The 16,779-nt window shown below is 46.5% G+C and carries 16 protein-coding genes; 8 read left to right on the top strand and 8 right to left on the bottom strand.

Features of this window, described 5'->3' with window-relative positions:
• The first annotated feature begins 113 nt into the window (after nt 1–113).
• Complete coding sequence (locus RIG27_RS04240) at nt 114–902, top strand: protease complex subunit PrcB family protein (RefSeq protein ID WP_446342741.1); 789 nt, start codon at nt 114–116, stop codon at nt 900–902.
• 59 nt (nt 903–961) lie between these two features.
• Nucleotides 962–2,164, top strand: coding sequence for an RNA-guided endonuclease InsQ/TnpB family protein (locus RIG27_RS04235; RefSeq protein WP_446342739.1), 1,203 nt, complete (start codon nt 962–964; stop codon nt 2,162–2,164).
• Between the two features lie 184 nt (nt 2,165–2,348).
• On the opposite strand, the gene RIG27_RS04230 is transcribed toward RIG27_RS04235, so the two are convergent.
• The 7 genes from RIG27_RS04230 to pgl form a co-directional block, all read right to left on the bottom strand.
• On the bottom strand, nt 2,349–2,726 hold the full coding sequence (locus tag RIG27_RS04230; protein WP_446342737.1) for a Crp/Fnr family transcriptional regulator: 378 nt from the start codon (nt 2,724–2,726) through the stop codon (nt 2,349–2,351).
• 157 nt (nt 2,727–2,883) lie between these two features.
• Complete coding sequence (locus RIG27_RS04225) at nt 2,884–4,962, bottom strand: dynamin family protein (protein ID WP_446342735.1); 2,079 nt, start codon at nt 4,960–4,962, stop codon at nt 2,884–2,886.
• A gap of 95 nt (nt 4,963–5,057) precedes the next feature.
• Nucleotides 5,058–7,145, bottom strand: a complete 2,088-nt coding sequence (locus RIG27_RS04220) for a dynamin family protein (protein WP_446342733.1) — start codon at nt 7,143–7,145, stop codon at nt 5,058–5,060.
• Nucleotides 7,146–7,294: 149 nt separating this feature from the next.
• Nucleotides 7,295–7,615, bottom strand: coding sequence for a hypothetical protein (locus RIG27_RS04215; RefSeq protein ID WP_006102729.1), 321 nt, complete (start codon nt 7,613–7,615; stop codon nt 7,295–7,297).
• Between the two features lie 172 nt (nt 7,616–7,787).
• Nucleotides 7,788–8,210, bottom strand: coding sequence for an FHA domain-containing protein (locus tag RIG27_RS04210; protein ID WP_446342769.1), 423 nt, complete (start codon nt 8,208–8,210; stop codon nt 7,788–7,790).
• 243 nt (nt 8,211–8,453) lie between these two features.
• A complete protein-coding gene (locus RIG27_RS04205; RefSeq protein ID WP_446342731.1) occupies nt 8,454–9,233 on the bottom strand; it encodes an FHA domain-containing protein in 780 nt (259 codons plus the stop codon).
• A gap of 217 nt (nt 9,234–9,450) precedes the next feature.
• Entirely contained in the window at nt 9,451–10,173 is a 723-nt protein-coding gene (gene pgl, locus RIG27_RS04200; RefSeq protein WP_446342767.1) for a 6-phosphogluconolactonase, read from the bottom strand.
• Nucleotides 10,174–10,552: 379 nt separating this feature from the next.
• On the opposite strand from pgl, the gene hpsJ-B reads away from it, so the two are divergent.
• The 5 genes from hpsJ-B (at nt 10,553) to ftsY (ending at nt 16,104) form a co-directional block, all read left to right on the top strand.
• On the top strand, nt 10,553–11,296 hold the full coding sequence (gene hpsJ-B, locus RIG27_RS04195) for a hormogonium polysaccharide biosynthesis protein HpsJ (protein WP_446342729.1): 744 nt from the start codon (nt 10,553–10,555) through the stop codon (nt 11,294–11,296).
• Nucleotides 11,297–11,578: 282 nt separating this feature from the next.
• The gene (locus RIG27_RS04190) at nt 11,579–12,433 is read left to right on the top strand and encodes a glycosyltransferase family 2 protein (protein ID WP_446342727.1); all 855 of its coding nucleotides are present in this window, start codon (nt 11,579–11,581) and stop codon (nt 12,431–12,433) included.
• A gap of 275 nt (nt 12,434–12,708) precedes the next feature.
• Nucleotides 12,709–13,443, top strand: coding sequence for a DUF502 domain-containing protein (locus RIG27_RS04185; RefSeq protein ID WP_446342725.1), 735 nt, complete (start codon nt 12,709–12,711; stop codon nt 13,441–13,443).
• A 129-nt stretch (nt 13,444–13,572) separates the two neighbouring features.
• On the top strand, nt 13,573–14,217 hold the full coding sequence (gene nusB / locus RIG27_RS04180; RefSeq protein WP_446342723.1) for a transcription antitermination factor NusB: 645 nt from the start codon (nt 13,573–13,575) through the stop codon (nt 14,215–14,217).
• Between the two features lie 162 nt (nt 14,218–14,379).
• On the top strand, nt 14,380–16,104 hold the full coding sequence (gene ftsY, locus RIG27_RS04175; protein WP_446342721.1) for a signal recognition particle-docking protein FtsY: 1,725 nt from the start codon (nt 14,380–14,382) through the stop codon (nt 16,102–16,104).
• 24 nt (nt 16,105–16,128) lie between these two features.
• On the opposite strand, the gene RIG27_RS04170 is transcribed toward ftsY, so the two are convergent.
• The gene (locus tag RIG27_RS04170; RefSeq protein ID WP_446342720.1) at nt 16,129–16,389 is read right to left on the bottom strand and encodes a hypothetical protein; all 261 of its coding nucleotides are present in this window, start codon (nt 16,387–16,389) and stop codon (nt 16,129–16,131) included.
• 104 nt (nt 16,390–16,493) lie between these two features.
• Between RIG27_RS04170 and RIG27_RS04165 the strand changes: the two genes are divergently transcribed.
• Nucleotides 16,494–16,682: a hypothetical protein gene (locus tag RIG27_RS04165; protein ID WP_446342718.1), complete on the top strand. Its 189-nt coding sequence runs from the start codon at nt 16,494–16,496 to the stop codon at nt 16,680–16,682.
• Nucleotides 16,683–16,779 lie beyond the last annotated feature (97 nt).

The following is a 16,779-nucleotide window of genomic DNA, read 5'->3' as shown; positions in this document are numbered from 1 at the left end:
TGTAATTCATGATACCTGGAACATTTCATTAGGACAAGAGGTCAAAGGGGAAGTCTGACAATTCAAAGGCTTCATCTTTTAAGATCTTGTCACAACTATTAGGAGTTTTCTCAATGAAAAAACTACTCATGATTGCCGCCAGCCTATTTATCATATCAGCAGAATCGGCTCAAGCTTGTAGTTGTATGCGAGCTACCCCTGAGCAACATTTTGAATCCGCCAATGCTGTCTTTTCGGGTCGAGTTGTTAATGTGTTCACTCCCCGGCGAACTAGCCAACGTCGCCAACTCTCCTTCCCGCAAAAACGAGTCATGTTTGAAGTGTCCGACGTGTGGAAAGGACAAGAAAGACGCCGATTAATGGTGATGACATCCGATTCCAGTGCGAGTTGCGGTTTCAATTTTACTGAAGGAAAATCTTACCTCGTCTATGCCTCACGTTCAGATAATCGCTTAACCACATCCCTGTGTAGTGGCACAAAACTATTAAGCCAAGCCCAAGAGGATTTAAGGATGTTAGAAGACCAAGAAACCCCATCCAATACTGTTGCGTTTGAAACCTTAGAAAAAAGCTGGAATAGTGGAATAGCAGAACCCTTTGAGACAATAATTCGCGATCAAGGGACATGGGAGCAATTTTTTGGGAATCTTCATTCAATTGATATACCAACGCCATCTTCTCTCAATGTTGATTTTACTGAAAACATGGTGATTGGAATTGGACTAGGGAATCAACCCAGTGGTGGCTATAGTATTGAAATTAAAGATATCGTGATTAAGGATGGTAAGCTAGTGATTAACGCTGTAGAACAGCAACCAGGACAAAACTGTCTTACAACAATGGCAATCACTCAACCGTATCACTTAGTTACGGTAGAAAAATCCGATTTACCGAAAAATTAATTGGGTCTAAAGCCTCCCCCTTTTAGGGAATTTTAAGATAAATACGCTACCGTATTAGTATGAATTGCCGATATCAATTCAGAATCTATCCCACCCCTGGTCAGCGTCAATCATTGGCGCGGCTATTTGGGTGCGTGCGGGTAGTCTGGAATGATGCTCTTTTCTTGTGCAAGCAATCGGGTAAGCTACCTGGCAGCAGTGAACTCCAAAAGCTGTGCATCACTCAGGCTAAGAAAACTGAGGCTAGGGAGTGGTTAGGGCAAGTATCAGCTATTCCTCTACAGCAATCGGTTGCTGACTTAGGGGTAGCATTTAAAAACTTTTTCCAGTCCCGGTCAGGTAAGCGCAAAGGGAAAAAGGTAAACCCGCCACGATTTAAGCGGCGAGAATACCGTCAGACGGCGCGGTTTACTAGGGGTGGATTCAGGGTTAAGGCGTCCAAGGTCTACCTAGCCAAGATTGGCAATCTAAAGGTCAAGTGGTCACGTCCCTTGCCATCGGTTCCTAGTTCTGTAACGGTGATTAAAGATTGCGCCGGTCGGTACTTTCTCAGTTTCGTGGTTGAGGTGGAAGCAGAGATAAAGCAGCCCTTGAACCCATCCATAGGGGTTGATTTGGGGTTGAAAACGTTTGCGAGTTGCAGCAACGGGGAAAAATTTGATAGCCCGGATTATTCCCGCATCTACCGCAAACTAAAGCGTTGCCTCCGGCGGCTAGCCAAACGCGAACGGGGTAGCAAGCGGCGAGAGCGGATGCGGGTTAAAGTTGCCAAGCTCAATGCCCAAATCCGGGATAAGCGTAAAGACTTTCTGCACAAGTTATCCACCAAGGTAGTTAACGATAACCAAGTGATTGCCTTGGAGGATTTGAATGTTAGCGGTATGCTCAAAAACCGCAAATTATCACGGGCAATATCTCAAGCTGGATGGTATGAATTCCGGTCATTGTGCGAGGGCAAAGCCAACAAGCACAACCGGGATTTTCGGGTCATCAGCCGATGGGAGCCTACCAGTCAGGTTTGCTCAGATTGCGGCTACCGATGGGGCAAAATAGACCTGTCAGTGCGGTCTATCCTGTGCATTAATTGCGGTGCTGAACACGACCGGGATGATAACGCCTCGGTCAACATAGAACAAGTCGGGGTCGGGCAGACCCACGACTATAAACGGACGGGGAGTGCGTGTAAGACCTCATCTGAGGCAGTGTGCGTTGAGCCGTCAACCCACCGAAAATACATTCAGTTAAACCTGTTTGATTGGTAGGAATCACCGTCCTTTTAGGTCGGTGAGGATGTCAACCGTTGAATTTAACCGTCAAACTGAAATCGTGAACTGTGAGTAACGTCAAGAAAGGGAACCAGCAACGAGATTGAAATTCCATTTCAGGAAAGATGCGATCGCACCTTTTGCCACGGTGATTGAAATTGTGGCGACACAGATGCAGTATTCAAGCCGACATGATAGTATGAGTTAAGCGATCGAGGCGTTCGGAATAACTTTTCATCACATTGAGCGCAAACATAGGTGTTTCCTGAACCGCAAACAGGAATCGCTGCTGATCCAGAAATGCCAAAGTACAATCTGTTTTCGCGATCGCGCTATAGGTTCTGTCGTCTACTCCAATCAATGTTCCGGTACCAAACACCTCACCCTTGCCGATGGTTTCCACAATCTTACCATTGACAGAGATGTTGACTTCTCCCTCCAATATGCCATACATATAGTTTGCTGGATCACCTTCTTGGAAAATGACCTGATCGGCAGAAAATGTCTTAGGTTCAGCCTGTTGTTGTAAGATGCTGACTGTGTTTGCGGGTTCTAACATGGTCTGTATGCCAGATCATTTGATGTTTTGAGAATATACCGCAAGCGGACAAAAAACAAGATCTAGCCAAAGGCAGAAGACATGGTGTGTAGGGGCGGGTTTCACTATTATCGTTTCGGTTGTACCCAGATGTGACTCAACCCGCCCTGACGCAGGTTTATCTCGCTTCTACTAACAAAGTCTGATACGCCGCCTCAATTCGTTCCACTTCCGATGACACATCTGTCTCTAATGTCTTCAACCGCTCTAATTCCGTCCCTTGATTAATCTCATGCGACTCTTTTTGGGCGATTAAATTATCTAACTCTGACTGGCGAGCATTAATATCATCATTCATCCGTTCCGTCACTTCTCGCTCATAAACATCAAAGCATTCTTTCACCGCATCGTGAATCGGTTGCCATTGTTCTCGTGCGACTTGAGGCAAATATTTAACTAACTCTTTCTTCGCCGCTTTCACCAACTCCTTCCGCGCTTGATCCGCTTGCACAACCCCAACGCCTAACCCCAATAACGCCAATCCCACGGGTCCCAAAACCACCCCTGACACCGCTGTAATCATCGCCCCAACACCCATCACCGTAATAAAATTAAGGGCGATATTTTTCCAATCAAACCCCGCCCCTGCCATGGCTACTCCAGCAATATTTCCTCTTGCCAAGGAAAAGAGTCCCGCTGCCCATTTTGCCCAAGCGGGAGCATTATCTTCTGGGCTTGTACCAATCACCGGAGAGATGCCTTGTCCGGTTAACTTTTCGGTAATTTTATCCGTCACCTTGGTATAAGATGCACCATAACTTGCTGCACTTTTGGATAACTGCAAAAACGCACTATCCATTTCTTTTTCAGCGATTAGACTCCAGGCAGATAATTTATCATTTATATACCGCTCAAATGCCTGTTGCAGTCCAGCTTCAAAGGCTTCGCGTCTCCCTTTGTTCAAAAAATCCATAAATCGCAAATCGGGCTGATACTGCATGAAATCAGCTTCAAACGTATTTCCCAAGTTTAAAGTGTATGTGCGGAAGGAATCAGCCACCGCTTTTGCCTTACTATCCCGTACCGATTTGATTTCAGCTTGGAACTGCTGACAGATATCATTCAGCTTCTTGAATTCGGGTTCTACGGAATTAATCCGCTCTTTTAACTCCTTAACATCCTGTTCCAGCAACGGAATTCGCCGTTCAATCGCTTCCCGCACATGACTATACCCTTGACGCGCTAAGGTTCTGGCTTGACGGAATTCAGCCACGGCGCGTTCGCTGGTCAAAAATGTACTTAATGCACCCAAAAACTCTGGAAATCCGGTTCCTTCTAGAGACGCCGTTGGCTGCTTGACTCGTAACCGCAGCGCTTTAATCGCGGAAATCTCAAACACTCGTTCATCATAAATATCATGCCCATCAACTTGACAGTAATCGGCTAAGTTAGCTCGAAATACACGCCGCACTTTATCTTCCGATTCTTCGAGTTCTTCGGTATCATCTGGATCAATCAAACTTTCGCGAATCTGATCCCAAGCATTAATTAAAAAGAAAACCGATAATCCTCGATCCTTAATGTAGTTTTCTAAATAACGGCGTTCAGCCAAGGTACAAGGCTGAGTTGCTCGCAGTACAAATAAAATTGCATGGCAATTATTGATATATCCCAGCGATAACTCGTTCCGGGCTTCGGTATCATTAAGTCCAGGGCTATCGACAATTTCTATACCTTTTTGTAATAACGGTAAGGGATAGTCCACGACAGCATAATCAACATTAGGAAATGCCTGTTTTTTCTGTTGTTCCAGTTGCTTGGCTTCGGCGGGGTCAATCGTGTAGCGCCGCTTAAAACTTTTAAAGTCAACATCTTCTGGGGGTGTGCCATCATTAAAATGAACGGTAACTTTTTTTTCTGTCCCATACCGCAAAACGGTTAATAAGGCGGTACAGGGATTCACATCGGAGGGTAATAAGTTCTCGCCAATTAAGGCATTTAGAAACGTACTTTTGCCCCGTTTCATATCGCCCAAAACCAGTAATCTGAATACACCTTGTTGTAAATTTTTCCTGGCTCGGCTTAAATCATCAATATCCCGTTCTAACCCCAAACTGCCAGAGGTATCCTTTCCCCTGGTTTCCCCTTGTTCCAGGGTTTGAGCGATTTCACCCAGACTGGTGGCGACTTGCGATCGCACTTTAGCAACTCGCTCTAAATTATTCAGGAAACTGTCTGTTTCTATTTTGTAACTCATTGTTTATTTATTCCGTAAGCATTCGTTTTATTCTGTAGAGACGTTGCATGCAACGTCTCTACAAATAGGTGGGCAATACCCACCCTACCATGCGCTTAAATTTCACCCGGTACTAACAATAACTCCTCATACACAGATTCAACCTGCCGACATTCAGCTAAAATATCAGCATCTAAACCTCTCAACCGTTTTAACTCAGTTTGCCGATTAATCTCACGAGATTCTTTTTGCTCCAGCAAGTTATCTAACTCGGCTTGACGGGATTTAATATCATCATTAAGGCGTTGAATTACTTCCCGTTCGTAACTATCAAAACAATCTTTCACCGCTTGACGAATCGGTTCTTGCTGTTCCCGGCTCAGTTGCGGTAAATATTTCACAAACTCTTTTTTCGTCACTTTAATCACCTCTTGGCGGGCTTGTTCGGCTTGCAGTGCGCCCACACCCAAACCCATCAACGCTAATCCAATAGGATTCCAAAACGTCAGCCCCGTAAAAATTAATAAAAAGCTGCTAATTCCAATTACCGCTAACCAATTCACCAGGATATTTTGCCAAGTAAACCCAGCCGCCGCTAACGCCACACCCGCCACATTTCCCGACGCTAAGGAGAAAAACCCCATCGCCCATTTTGCCCAAGTGGGTGACTCTTCCCCTGCATCAACCCGAACTCCCGGCGGTATCGTTTGTCCAATTAACTTCTCAGTCATGGAATCAACAATTTGATTATAGGTTGCGCCATAGTTAGCAGCACTTTGGGCAAGTTGGGAAAACCCCTCTTGTAAATACTCCTCCGCCGTGCGTTCCCACTCGGCTAATTTATCCTGAATATACTGCTCAAACGCTTGCTTTAATGCCGCATTAAACGCCTCCCGTCTCTCCGCTTGCAAGAACTCCAGAAAGTCAATTGTCGGCTGATAGCGTAAGAAATCAGATTCAAATGTCTTTTCTAAGTTCAGCACATAAGTGCGAAACGAATCCGCCACCGCTTTAACTTTTGTATCCCGCATCGTCCGAATTTCATCCTGGAATTGATCGCGGATTTGGGTCAATTGCTCAAACTCCGGTTCAACCCCCTGAATCCGTTGTTTTAATTCCTGAATATCTTGGTCGAGTAAGGGAATTCGTCGTTCAATCGCTTCGTGAGTGCGGCTATAAACTTGACGCGCCAACGTTCTCGCTTGGCGTAATTGTGCCACGGCGCGTTCTTGGGTCAAAAAGGTATTCAGCGCTCCTAAAAATGCTGGGAATCCTGTTCCTTCTAGGGAATCCTCTACATCTTTCACCCGCCGCCGCAGTGCTTCCAGGGAGGAAAGCTCAAACACTCGTTCCTCATAGCGATTTTGTCCATCTTTTTGACAATAGTCAGCCAGATAGGTTTGGAATACGGTGCGTAACCGATTTTGTGCTTCTTCGAGTTCATCGGGATCATCCGGATCAATCAATCCTTTGCCGATTTCATCCCAAGCGTTAATTAGAAAGAAAACAGTTAATCCGCGCCCTTTAATGTAATTTTCTAAATAACGGCGTTCTTCTAGGGTACAAGGCTGCATCGCCCTGAATAAAAACAAGATAGCGTGGCAGTTGTGGATATAGTTGAGTGATAATTCATTCCGGGCTTCGGTATCGTTCAGCCCTGGACTATCAACAATTTCGATACCTTTTTCTAAGAGGGGTAATGGGTATTCGACAACGGCATAGTCAACGTCGGGAAATGCCGAGGTTTTCTCCGCTTCCAGGCGTTTGGCTTCCGTGGGATCGATGGTATAGTTTTGCTTAAAACTGGCAAAATCGAGGGATTCTGGCGGTTTATCCCCTTTAAAATAAACCGTGACTTTTTTTTGCGTTCCGTAGCGCAAAACTGTCAGCAGCGCTGTACAAGGATTCACATCGGCTGGCAATAAGTTCTCACCGATTAAGGCATTGAGGAACGTACTTTTACCTCGTTTCAAGTCTCCCAATACCAGTAGCCGAAATAAACCCTTCTGCAAATTGTCGCTGGCAATCTGGATATCTTCGCTTTCCCGTTCTAGACTCAATTTGCCAGAGGTTTCTTCAGCGTCCAATTCGGCTTGGTTTAGCCGTTTGGCAATTTGACTCAGATGCGTCGCCGCTTGATGGCGCACTCTCACCACTCGCTCCAAATCCCTGAGTAAGCTGGTATTATCTGCGGTATAGCTCATAGTTTTTTCTGATTCACGCTTTGGGTGAGATGAAGGAAGGTTTGAGTGTGTAGGGGTGGGTTTGACCGATAACGTTCAGGAGAAAACCTCTAACTTAACTAAACCCGCCCCGATCAAATGCAAGAGTTAAATTCCCTGTTCTCTGTTCCCTAAGACTTCTTATCGCCTTCGAGGAAAATCTTATAGCCAATAAAGCCAATAACGCCGATAATCATAATCGTCGCGATCGCAGCACTCACCCGTACAACCAGAACAGCCGCCACGACAAAGGCTAAGAACTTACCAAACATCACTAGCTTTCTCCCCCACCGTTGCAGCTTTCCTTCCGGTTGCTCATGCTTAACGGTTTGGTAGAGAGGAGGTTGATTAATTTCCGCTTCCAGTTCGCGTAGTCGGAGTTCTCGCTCTCGTTGGATCAGGTCGTGTTCCCGGCGCTGAAGCTCCCGGTCTTCATTATTGGGAGAAGTCATGTCAGTTCATCCTAGTCTGAGATCGATCACAATAGGTTATGAAAAGGTTAAAACTTTTTAGCAATTCACCATAAATTTTCTCTTACTTTAACCTTAGAGCCTCAGCATCTGCTAGATCTGGTTAAAAAACTTTAGGGCAAACTCCCTACACCAGCTTCCCCACCCTCCAGCACTATTCTTGTTGGGTTGGCTGATGTTCAGCATCAACCAGGGTTTCTTTAGATTGATCGAGCATACCCTTACCAGAAGACGTGCGCTTTTTGGCATTAGTTGACGATTCTACATGACGGATGTCGTCATGCAGATGAATCTGAATTTTCGGTCCGGAACTAGCTAAACGGATAATCATCCCATCCACAACAGACATCTGGGTAATGCGTTTTTCATCGATATAGGTTCCGTTAGCACCTAAGCTGATAATTCGCCAACCTGAACCATTCCGCCGAAGTTCAACATGGTGACGTGAAACGACGGCGCTGTATAAAATGACATCATTATCCGTAGACCGCCCAATCCGAATCACCGATTCCGATTTAAACGGCCAACTTTGAACAGGTACAGACTGGAGAGGATGCAGCAGGGTCAGAGTAATCACCGGTGTTACATCATTCAAAAACGTGGGTCCTTTCGACTGACTGAATACTTCTAGAGATTCCCATGAGTCTAGGAACTGAATTTAACAGGTTTTCCTTAAGGGATACCATCGATCAACCCTAACTATTTGTCAATGGTTAGGAGTCAACACGGTAAAAGATTTTTCCGGAAATATTATAGAAGTTACCTGTAAATCAGGCTTTTATTATTAACCCCCCTCAGTTTCAGTACATAGTCAAGGGACTTAGGACACTTGGAACAAAAACGTTACCATGTCCCCTTTGCCTAGGCTAATGCGATCGCCTTTGCGTAAGCGATGGCGATCACCTTTCGGTAACGGGGTATGGTTGATGTATGTGCCATTGGCGCTGCCCACATCTTCAAGATAGTAGGTATCTCCCTCGACGCGAATATCTGCATGAACTCGCGAAACAATCTCAGAATTCGGAAAGCCAGACACATCAATATCAGGGGGAATCTGATCGTTGGGTTTACCGATATGAATCACACTGATATGAGAGGGGAGTTCTATATTGGTCTGGGTTTGTAGATGGAGCAGATAAACAGACTGCACCTGCAACTGCGTGACACTACCTGGCGTTGGTGTCGCTACAGGGGGTGGGGGGGGTGCTGTTTCCGGCTCCGGTGGGGCTGGCTTTTCTTCTTCTTCTGTTGTCGTTCCGGATTGACCCACCTGGGTAACGGGTAGCTCAGGAGGGGGATCAGGTTGCGGGTCAGGTATGGGTGATTGGGAACTCATTGAAAGAGGCTCGGGTTCAATTAGAGGGTCAGGGGGGTCTAAATCGGGTACATCGGGAACCGACACTGGAGCTGGTGTATCTGGGCTTCCCGTTGAGCCACTGGCTTTCAGGTTAAAACCACATTGACCGCAGAAGCTAGCGTCTGTTTGAACTGTTGTACCACAGTTGGGACAACTCATGCTTGCCGGTAAAGGCGTATAGCAGGCTTCGCATTGAGTCGCACCGTCTGGATTTTGGTGATTGCAGTTAGGGCAAACAATCATAAGCTATTCAAGATTCACGCATTCAAAATTAGCAACAAAAGCGGTTTGACAAAGAATTGTTGTAGAGACGTTGCATGCAACGTCTCTACTGAGGGCAAAACCGCCGAAATCCTTCGAGTCAGCATCAGCCTTCCTCCTTCATCAAAACACAGTTAACCGTTCTACCTTAATAACTTGTTACATCAGGCTCACGGGTTCTCTGTCGTGGAAATGAGCATTAGCCTTTCACAGCTTGACCTGCTTGCTGATCTAAAAGCCACCATAATTCGCCTTGAGGCTGAATGAACCGCGCCGGATAGGTCAAAGGGTCAGCTTCATCGGCAAAGATTTGAGCCAACGCCGATTGCTTTCCCGCTCCCGCGACGAGAAACATCACGCAATGGGCTTGGTTAATCAAGGGTACAGTAAAAGTAATCCGAGGTTGACCCTCTTTATTGCCCACACTCACCCGGCGATCGCAAACCTGTAGCGCTTGGGTATGCGGAAATAAAGATGCCGTATGGGCGTCGTCACCAATGCCCAATAAGATCAGATCAAATTGGGGAAACTCGTCGGCGGCTACACCAAAGAACTTTCCCAGTTGAGTATCATGCTTCAAGGCGTCTGCTTCCGGAGACTCACCGTCTGTGGGAATTGGGTGAATATTCGTGGGTGGGATATCAACGTGATCCAACCAAGCCTGACGCGCCATCGCTTGATTGCTATCCTGGTGATCGGCTGGGACATAGCGTTCATCACCCCAAAAGATGTGCAGTTTATGCCAGGGGAGATTCTGGGTGGCTAGAGCTTCGTATAAAGGCTTGGGTGTACCGCCCCCCGCTAAAGCCAGGGTACAGCGCCCTGAGCGTTGGATTGCCTCCTGTATCTTTGTTAGGACAACATCACGCGATCGCTCAATCAGCGCGGCTTGATCAGGCAAAACTTCGACAATTTTCTTCATCAATCTGTGATCCTCCTCCTCAACAGGTTACTTGGTCTAGCCGACCATTTCATTAGATAATTGCAGTAGACCCCTAGGGTAATCATTCAAATATCCATGAGTTACTATGAGCAAGTCATACATGAACCCTAATTGTCCCATACAGTATGGGGTACACTCGGTTCTAGGGTAAAAATTTCCACTACCCCCCCTTAGGTCTGGGTTTGTCTAAAAGGTGGAGATCTTGCTAGTAGTGGTATCGTTGGCACTAAAACAGGTTTTGCAGGTTCCTGGGTTTTTCACCATTAAAAACCTGCTTGTAAACCATAGTGGGCGCGATTTCGGACCCAACGTAAGACGATGGGGTATCCGTCGCGGAATCAGGATGAAAAGTAGTACTATGTATTCTTCGTTCGCGGGTTTAGCACTTAAAATAGTCGGACTGATCATGATCCTATCGTCCCTGTTGGATTATCTGATCCTGATTATTCCCTCTCCTGGTGTTAGCCCCCTTCAGAATGAATGGCAGCTTAATTTAACCACCCAGCTTGTTGATCGAGGTGTTATCCCGATGGTGGGAATTGCCTTTTTGATAGCAGGATATTGGATCAGCAATAACAGTGGTGGCTCATTACCGGAGCGAAAATCCTCAATCACTGACTTGAGATTTTGGGCATTTTTACTCTCCAGCCTATTGGGTTTACTGTTCCTGTTGCTTGTCCCCTTGCACTTTAACAATGTTCGCATCCAAAGCAATCAAGCGATAGAACAGATTACTCAGCAAGCCCAGCAAGCTGAAACCCAACTGGAAACGCAAGTTCAGCAAATTGATACTCTGCTTCAAGATCCACAACAGCTAGAACGACTAGACCAAGCCATTGAAAGCGGTCAAGCTCAAGGAGAGCAACTCCAGCGACTCCAGGCACTCCGAGAACAATTGCAGGCGCTCAAAACAGATCCCGAAGCGATCGCTCAAAGAACAGAGCAAGCTCAGACTCAAATCCGGGGTCGTAAACAAGAACTTGAGCAACGCGCCCAAACTGAGGCATTAAAAAGAGGTATCCGCATCGGTTTAAGCAGCTTACTGTTAGCCATTGGCTACAGCATCATTGGCTGGATGGGATTGCGGAACTTGAACAGTTAATCTTCAAGTTATTGCTATGCGAGCAACAGGCAAAAAGGTTTGATAACAGTCTCTAAATTGTCAGTTGATCGAGATTTACGATTCAAAGAAGATACACAGAAGCTTCCTAATCACCCATTCCGAGATAACAAATAACCTCTATTCGAGCCAGTTGCCAACTGCTGTAGGTAATCCCCAGTTCTGCTTTTATGTGTCATCGGTTACGATTGGCATTGAGGCGGATTGGGGTTCTCAATTTGACCAAACCGCTTTAGCTAGACTCATTTTTTTACAACCTTTGACATGTTCTCGATTTATATCCTCACCTACAACGAAGAACGAGATATTGAAGCGTGCATTCAGTCAGCGCGGCTGTCGGATGACATCATTTTGGTGGATTCATGTAGTAGCGATCGCACGGTAGAACTTGCCCAAGGCTATCCTGTGCGAGTTGTATCTCATGCCTTTGAAAGTCATGGGCGTCAGCGTACTTGGATGCTGGAGAACGTCTCCACTAAGTATGAATGGGCTTACATCCTAGAAGCCGATGAACGGATGACCCCAGCCCTATTTGCTGAATGCCTAGAGGCGATCAAGGACAACCAGTACGTAGGATATTATGTCGCTGAACGGGTCATGTTCATGAATCAATGGATTCGTCACTGTACTCAGTATCCCCGTTACCAACTTCGTTTACTGCGAAAAGGTCAAGTCTGGTTTACCGATTATGGTCATACTGAACGGGAAGTTTCTCAGGGTTCTATCGGCTTTTTGAAAGAAACCTACCCGCACTATACCTGTAGTAAGGGGTTTACGCGCTGGATTGAAAAACACAACCGCTACTCCACCGATGAAGCCCGGGAAACCTTACGCCAACTTGAACAAGGCACCGTCAACTGGGGGAATTTGCTGCTGGGGCGATCAGAAGTAGAACGGCGTCATGCCCTCAAAGATCTGTCGTTACGCTTGCCCTTTCGTCCATTACTACGCTTTCTCTATATGTACATTTTCCTCGGAGGCTTCCTGGATGGACGTGCTGGCTTTACCTGGTGTACCTTACAGGCATTTTATGAATATCTAATTACCCTCAAGGTTTGGGAACTCAAGGATCAACAACTGCCCACCCTTGAGGCAACCGATTCCCAACTCTCTTTCTAAAGACCAACACCCTTGGACAAGCTTAAATAGAGACATCAATACTTGCAACAATTCTTAACAAGCTTTACAACTAGAGATAGAACCCTCGACCAGGAGTACTGCTTCACTGGGGCAGCAAAAGGGAAAAGGGGGTTGAGCAGGAGTTCATCCCCCTCAACGGCTGGGAAAGCTGGCAGTGATTGCCGTGATCAGGTCAAGGTTTCAACAGCTTATACCAGTAATTGAGGGAGCAATGACAGACGTTTAAGAGCCATTGTAAGGAGAGTCAGTACTCTGTGATCCAACGCTTCAAGCAGGACTTAAAAAACGACCTAATCGCCGGTCTCCTGGTAGTGATTCCCCTCGCTACCACAATCTGGCTGACGATTACCATCGCTAATTGGGTGATCAATTTTCTCACCCGTATCCCTAAGCAACTCAACCCCTATAATAACCTCCACCCCATTTTGGTCAATCTCTTGAATTTACTGGTCGGGCTAATGGTGCCCCTCCTGTGCATTCTACTGATTGGCTTAATGGCACGTAATATTGTCGGGCGGTGGTTGCTGGATTTAGGGGAACGAGTGTTGCAGGCAATTCCCCTAGCTGGATCAGTCTATAAAACACTCAAACAGTTATTGGAAACCTTGCTTAAGGATTCCAGCAGTAAATTTCGGCGGGTGATTTTGGTAGAGTATCCGCGTCAGGGAATGTGGGCGATCGCCTTCGTCACGGGGACAGCAACGGGTGAAATTCAAGGCAAACTCAACGACACCATGTTGAATATTTTTATCCCCACCACTCCGAATCCGACCACCGGATGGTATGCTATTGTGCCGGAAACGGAAGTGATTAATCTTTCCATGTCGATCGAAGATGCTTTTAAGGTATTAATCTCTGGTGGAATTGTTGCACCAAGCGAATCCTCCATGGGTGTACCCCTCCAGATGCCATACGGCAAGACGAAGCGAGAGCAACCTCTATCAGATATGCTGCAACAGCAGATGTTACCCACTGAAGAAAGTTCGTAGTGATTAGGGATTGGGGAAAAGGGCAAGAGGGGGACAAAGGACAAAGGACATCTGTAGCTTCTCGCTTCTTTTCGGGAGTGAGTAGAACAAAGGACAAAAGACAAAGGAAAAAAGACAAAGGAAAAAACCATGCAACCCCGCAGAATTGCTCGTGAACTGGCACTTTTAGGTCTCTCTCAGATGTCTCGTGAACCGGAACAGCTTGATGAAAAACAACTGAGCCAGATGGTATTAATCGCCGTGAGGACTCTAACCGATGAAATTAACGAAGCCTTAGAAACAGCCTCAGCCGAACTCAAACGCGGGAGCGATCGCCTTCTCGGTAGTGAAACCCGTGCGATCGATGTGCGAAGTTCCAAAACGATGGTTGCCGAAGCCATTGAACTGACTCAGAAGGCGATTAACCGTATCGGTGTCGCGGTAGAAATCCCGGAAATGATTCAGCTTGCTAATCAAGCCGACGTGCGGGCTTATGCGATAGAAATTATACAGGCGATTCGTCGTAGGCAAGTCGAAATTGACGAAATACTGGTTAAATCACTTAAAGATTGGCAAATCAATCGCTTACCCCGCATTGACCGCGATATTTTGCGAATAGCGGTGGCAGAAATGGCGTTTTTAGGGATTCCTGATCGGGTGGCTATTAACGAAGCCATAGAACTGGCTAAACGCTACAGCGATCAAGAAGGGCATCGATTTGTGAATGGCGTGTTGCGTCGTGTCACTACCTGCCTTCAGGAGCCAGAGTCTCCAGCTTTAGAAAAGTTAATATAAGTAAGTCGGTTAGCCCAGGTCAACGTGAACGGTGAGGATCGTCATTGGTCATTGATCATACTCGCTCCCTTGAGCAGCAAGCTACGCCTTATGTCATTTGAAAGCAGTGATTTTAACTTAAAACTCAAAACTCAAAACTATTTCTAATTCTAATTAGGTGCAATGGTATTTAATTGGTTCCGCCGCCAAGTTGGTAAAAGTGCAGCCTCTTCCGAGGAGAAGGAAAAGAAGCAAGAACAGCCGTCAGCAACTCCCCCGGTTGAATCGCCGCAATCGGAGAGTGAGTCTGCCACTCAGGATCAGTCATCAACGGTTGCTGATGATTATCTGAGCTGGGCAAAAGCAGCTTATACAAACCTACAAAAGCAGCAACAAGCGCCCTCAGAAGCTGAAACCGAAGCGCCAGAGGTTCAACCTGAGATGGCTGACTCTACCCAGGCTGACTTAACAGAAAGTACAGAAGCCACAGAAACTTCCCCGGAGCTAGAAACGGTGGAAGCTGGGGAAGCTGGGGAAGCTGGGGAAGCTGGGGAAGCTGGGGAAGCTGGGGAAGCTGGGGAAGCAGAACTTAGAGTTGATGAAAGTAGTACTGTCCCCTCCCCAGACTCTCCTGTGGTAACTAAGGCTGAAACCGAAGCCGAACCCGCCGGACCTGAAGAAACGCTAATTCCGACGGCTTCAGATACCATAGTTGAAGCGGAAACCGACATCGCACAACCTGAACCTGCGGCTACAGAAGAATCAACGACTGTGCCGATTTGGGCAAGGAAATCAGAACGAGAAGAACGACTCAAACGGCTCGAAGCAACAGCGATTGAGACGTCAGAACCCGAATCAGTCGCCCAACCCGCAACCCAAGCTGAAGCCGAGGCGGATGTCGCCTTTGATGAAGAATTTTTGTGGTCAGCCAAAGTCTTAGCCGCTCAAGGGCGTACTCCTGATGATGTTTCGGCTGAGGAAATTAGCTGGCTCAAACAACTTCGTTCTGGATTGGGCAAAACTCGTCGCGGTTTAGTTAACCAACTCAAGGCGATTGTCGGTCAGGGTCCGTTGAACCAAGACGCCGTGATGGAAATTGAGGCGTTGCTGTTGCAAGCGGATGTGGGTATCGAGGCAACGGATTACATTATTGAAACCCTGCAAGCTAGAATGCGCCAGGAAGTCTTGCCTCCGGAACAAGCGATCGCGTATTTGAAACAGATTCTCCGGGATTTACTGGATAAACCCTGTCGCGAGTCTTACGTTTCCACTTTTTTCCCGGAAAAAGACACCCTGAATATCTGGTTGATGACGGGGGTGAATGGTGCGGGAAAAACCACCACGATTGGCAAACTGGCTCACTTAGCCAATAAATCGGATTACAAGTGTTTGATTGGTGCTGCCGATACCTTCCGAGCGGCGGCGGTGGAACAAGTGAAGATTTGGGGAGAACGCAGTAGCACAGAGGTTATTGCTAATCCGGGCAAGAATACTGATCCAGCCGCTGTGGTATTCGATTCAATCACAGCCGCTAAAGCTCGAAATACGGAATTGCTTTTGGTAGACACCGCAGGGCGTTTGCAAAATAAGAAAAATCTGATGGAGGAATTGGCGAAAATTCGCCGGATTATTGACAAAAAAGCACCTGAGGCGAAGGTGGAATCGTTGCTGGTATTGGATGCTACCCTCGGTCAAAATGGTTTGCGTCAAGCTGAGGTGTTCTCGGAAGCGGCAAAATTGAGTGGTGTGGTGTTGACCAAGTTGGATGGTACGGCTAAAGGCGGTGTGGCTTTGGCGATCGTGCAGCAATTGGGATTGCCGATTCGGTTTGTCGGGGCTGGGGAAGGGATTGAAGATTTACGCCCCTTCTCCAGTTATGAGTTTGTGGAAGCGTTATTGAGTGGATGATCAGACTGGCAAGCTTTGGATTCGTTATTTGCTCCTGGGTATCCCAAAGGACAAAGGACAAAGGACAAATGACCAATGACAAATGACCAATGACCAATGACCAATGACCAATGACCAATGACCAATGACAAATGACCAATGACCAATGACCAATGACCAATGACCAATGACCAATGACCAATGACCAATGACCAATGACCAATGACCAATGACCAATGACCAATGACCAATGACCAATGACAAATGACCAATGACCAATGACCAATGACCAATGACCAATTCCAAAAAAATGAGAAAAATATGTAGTGATGTAACAATAACCGGATCAGATTAAGAAATATTGCAATAACTTGAATCCGTTGCTATGGTATGCATTGTCCATTTAGCGAATGCTTGTTGGAACTATGAATATCATGCTAAACATTGGCGACTATGCCCATCATCGTTCAACTGGGAACGTGGGTAAAGTTGTAGCTTATGGGCATCAAATCGTAGATGGTGTGTATTTACCCACTCTCAAAGTTGAAGTACAGGTAGTAAACTACCTACACCAAGTCGGAGTACCGACTATGGAGTAGGCTTTTAGTAGCCCTGTACCAAACCCTTATAAACTAGGTTGGAAGTAGAGACGCGCCATGGCGCGTCTCTACTTTACGACGTAGTTCACACGATAGG

Origin of the sequence: Coleofasciculus sp. F4-SAH-05 (assembly GCF_040222985.1) — a bacterium.
GTDB classification, from domain to species: Bacteria; Cyanobacteriota; Cyanobacteriia; order Cyanobacteriales; family Coleofasciculaceae; genus Coleofasciculus; species Coleofasciculus chthonoplastes.
The sequence above is the reverse complement of the archived record's forward strand: the minus strand, read 5'-3'. Positions and strand labels throughout refer to the sequence as shown.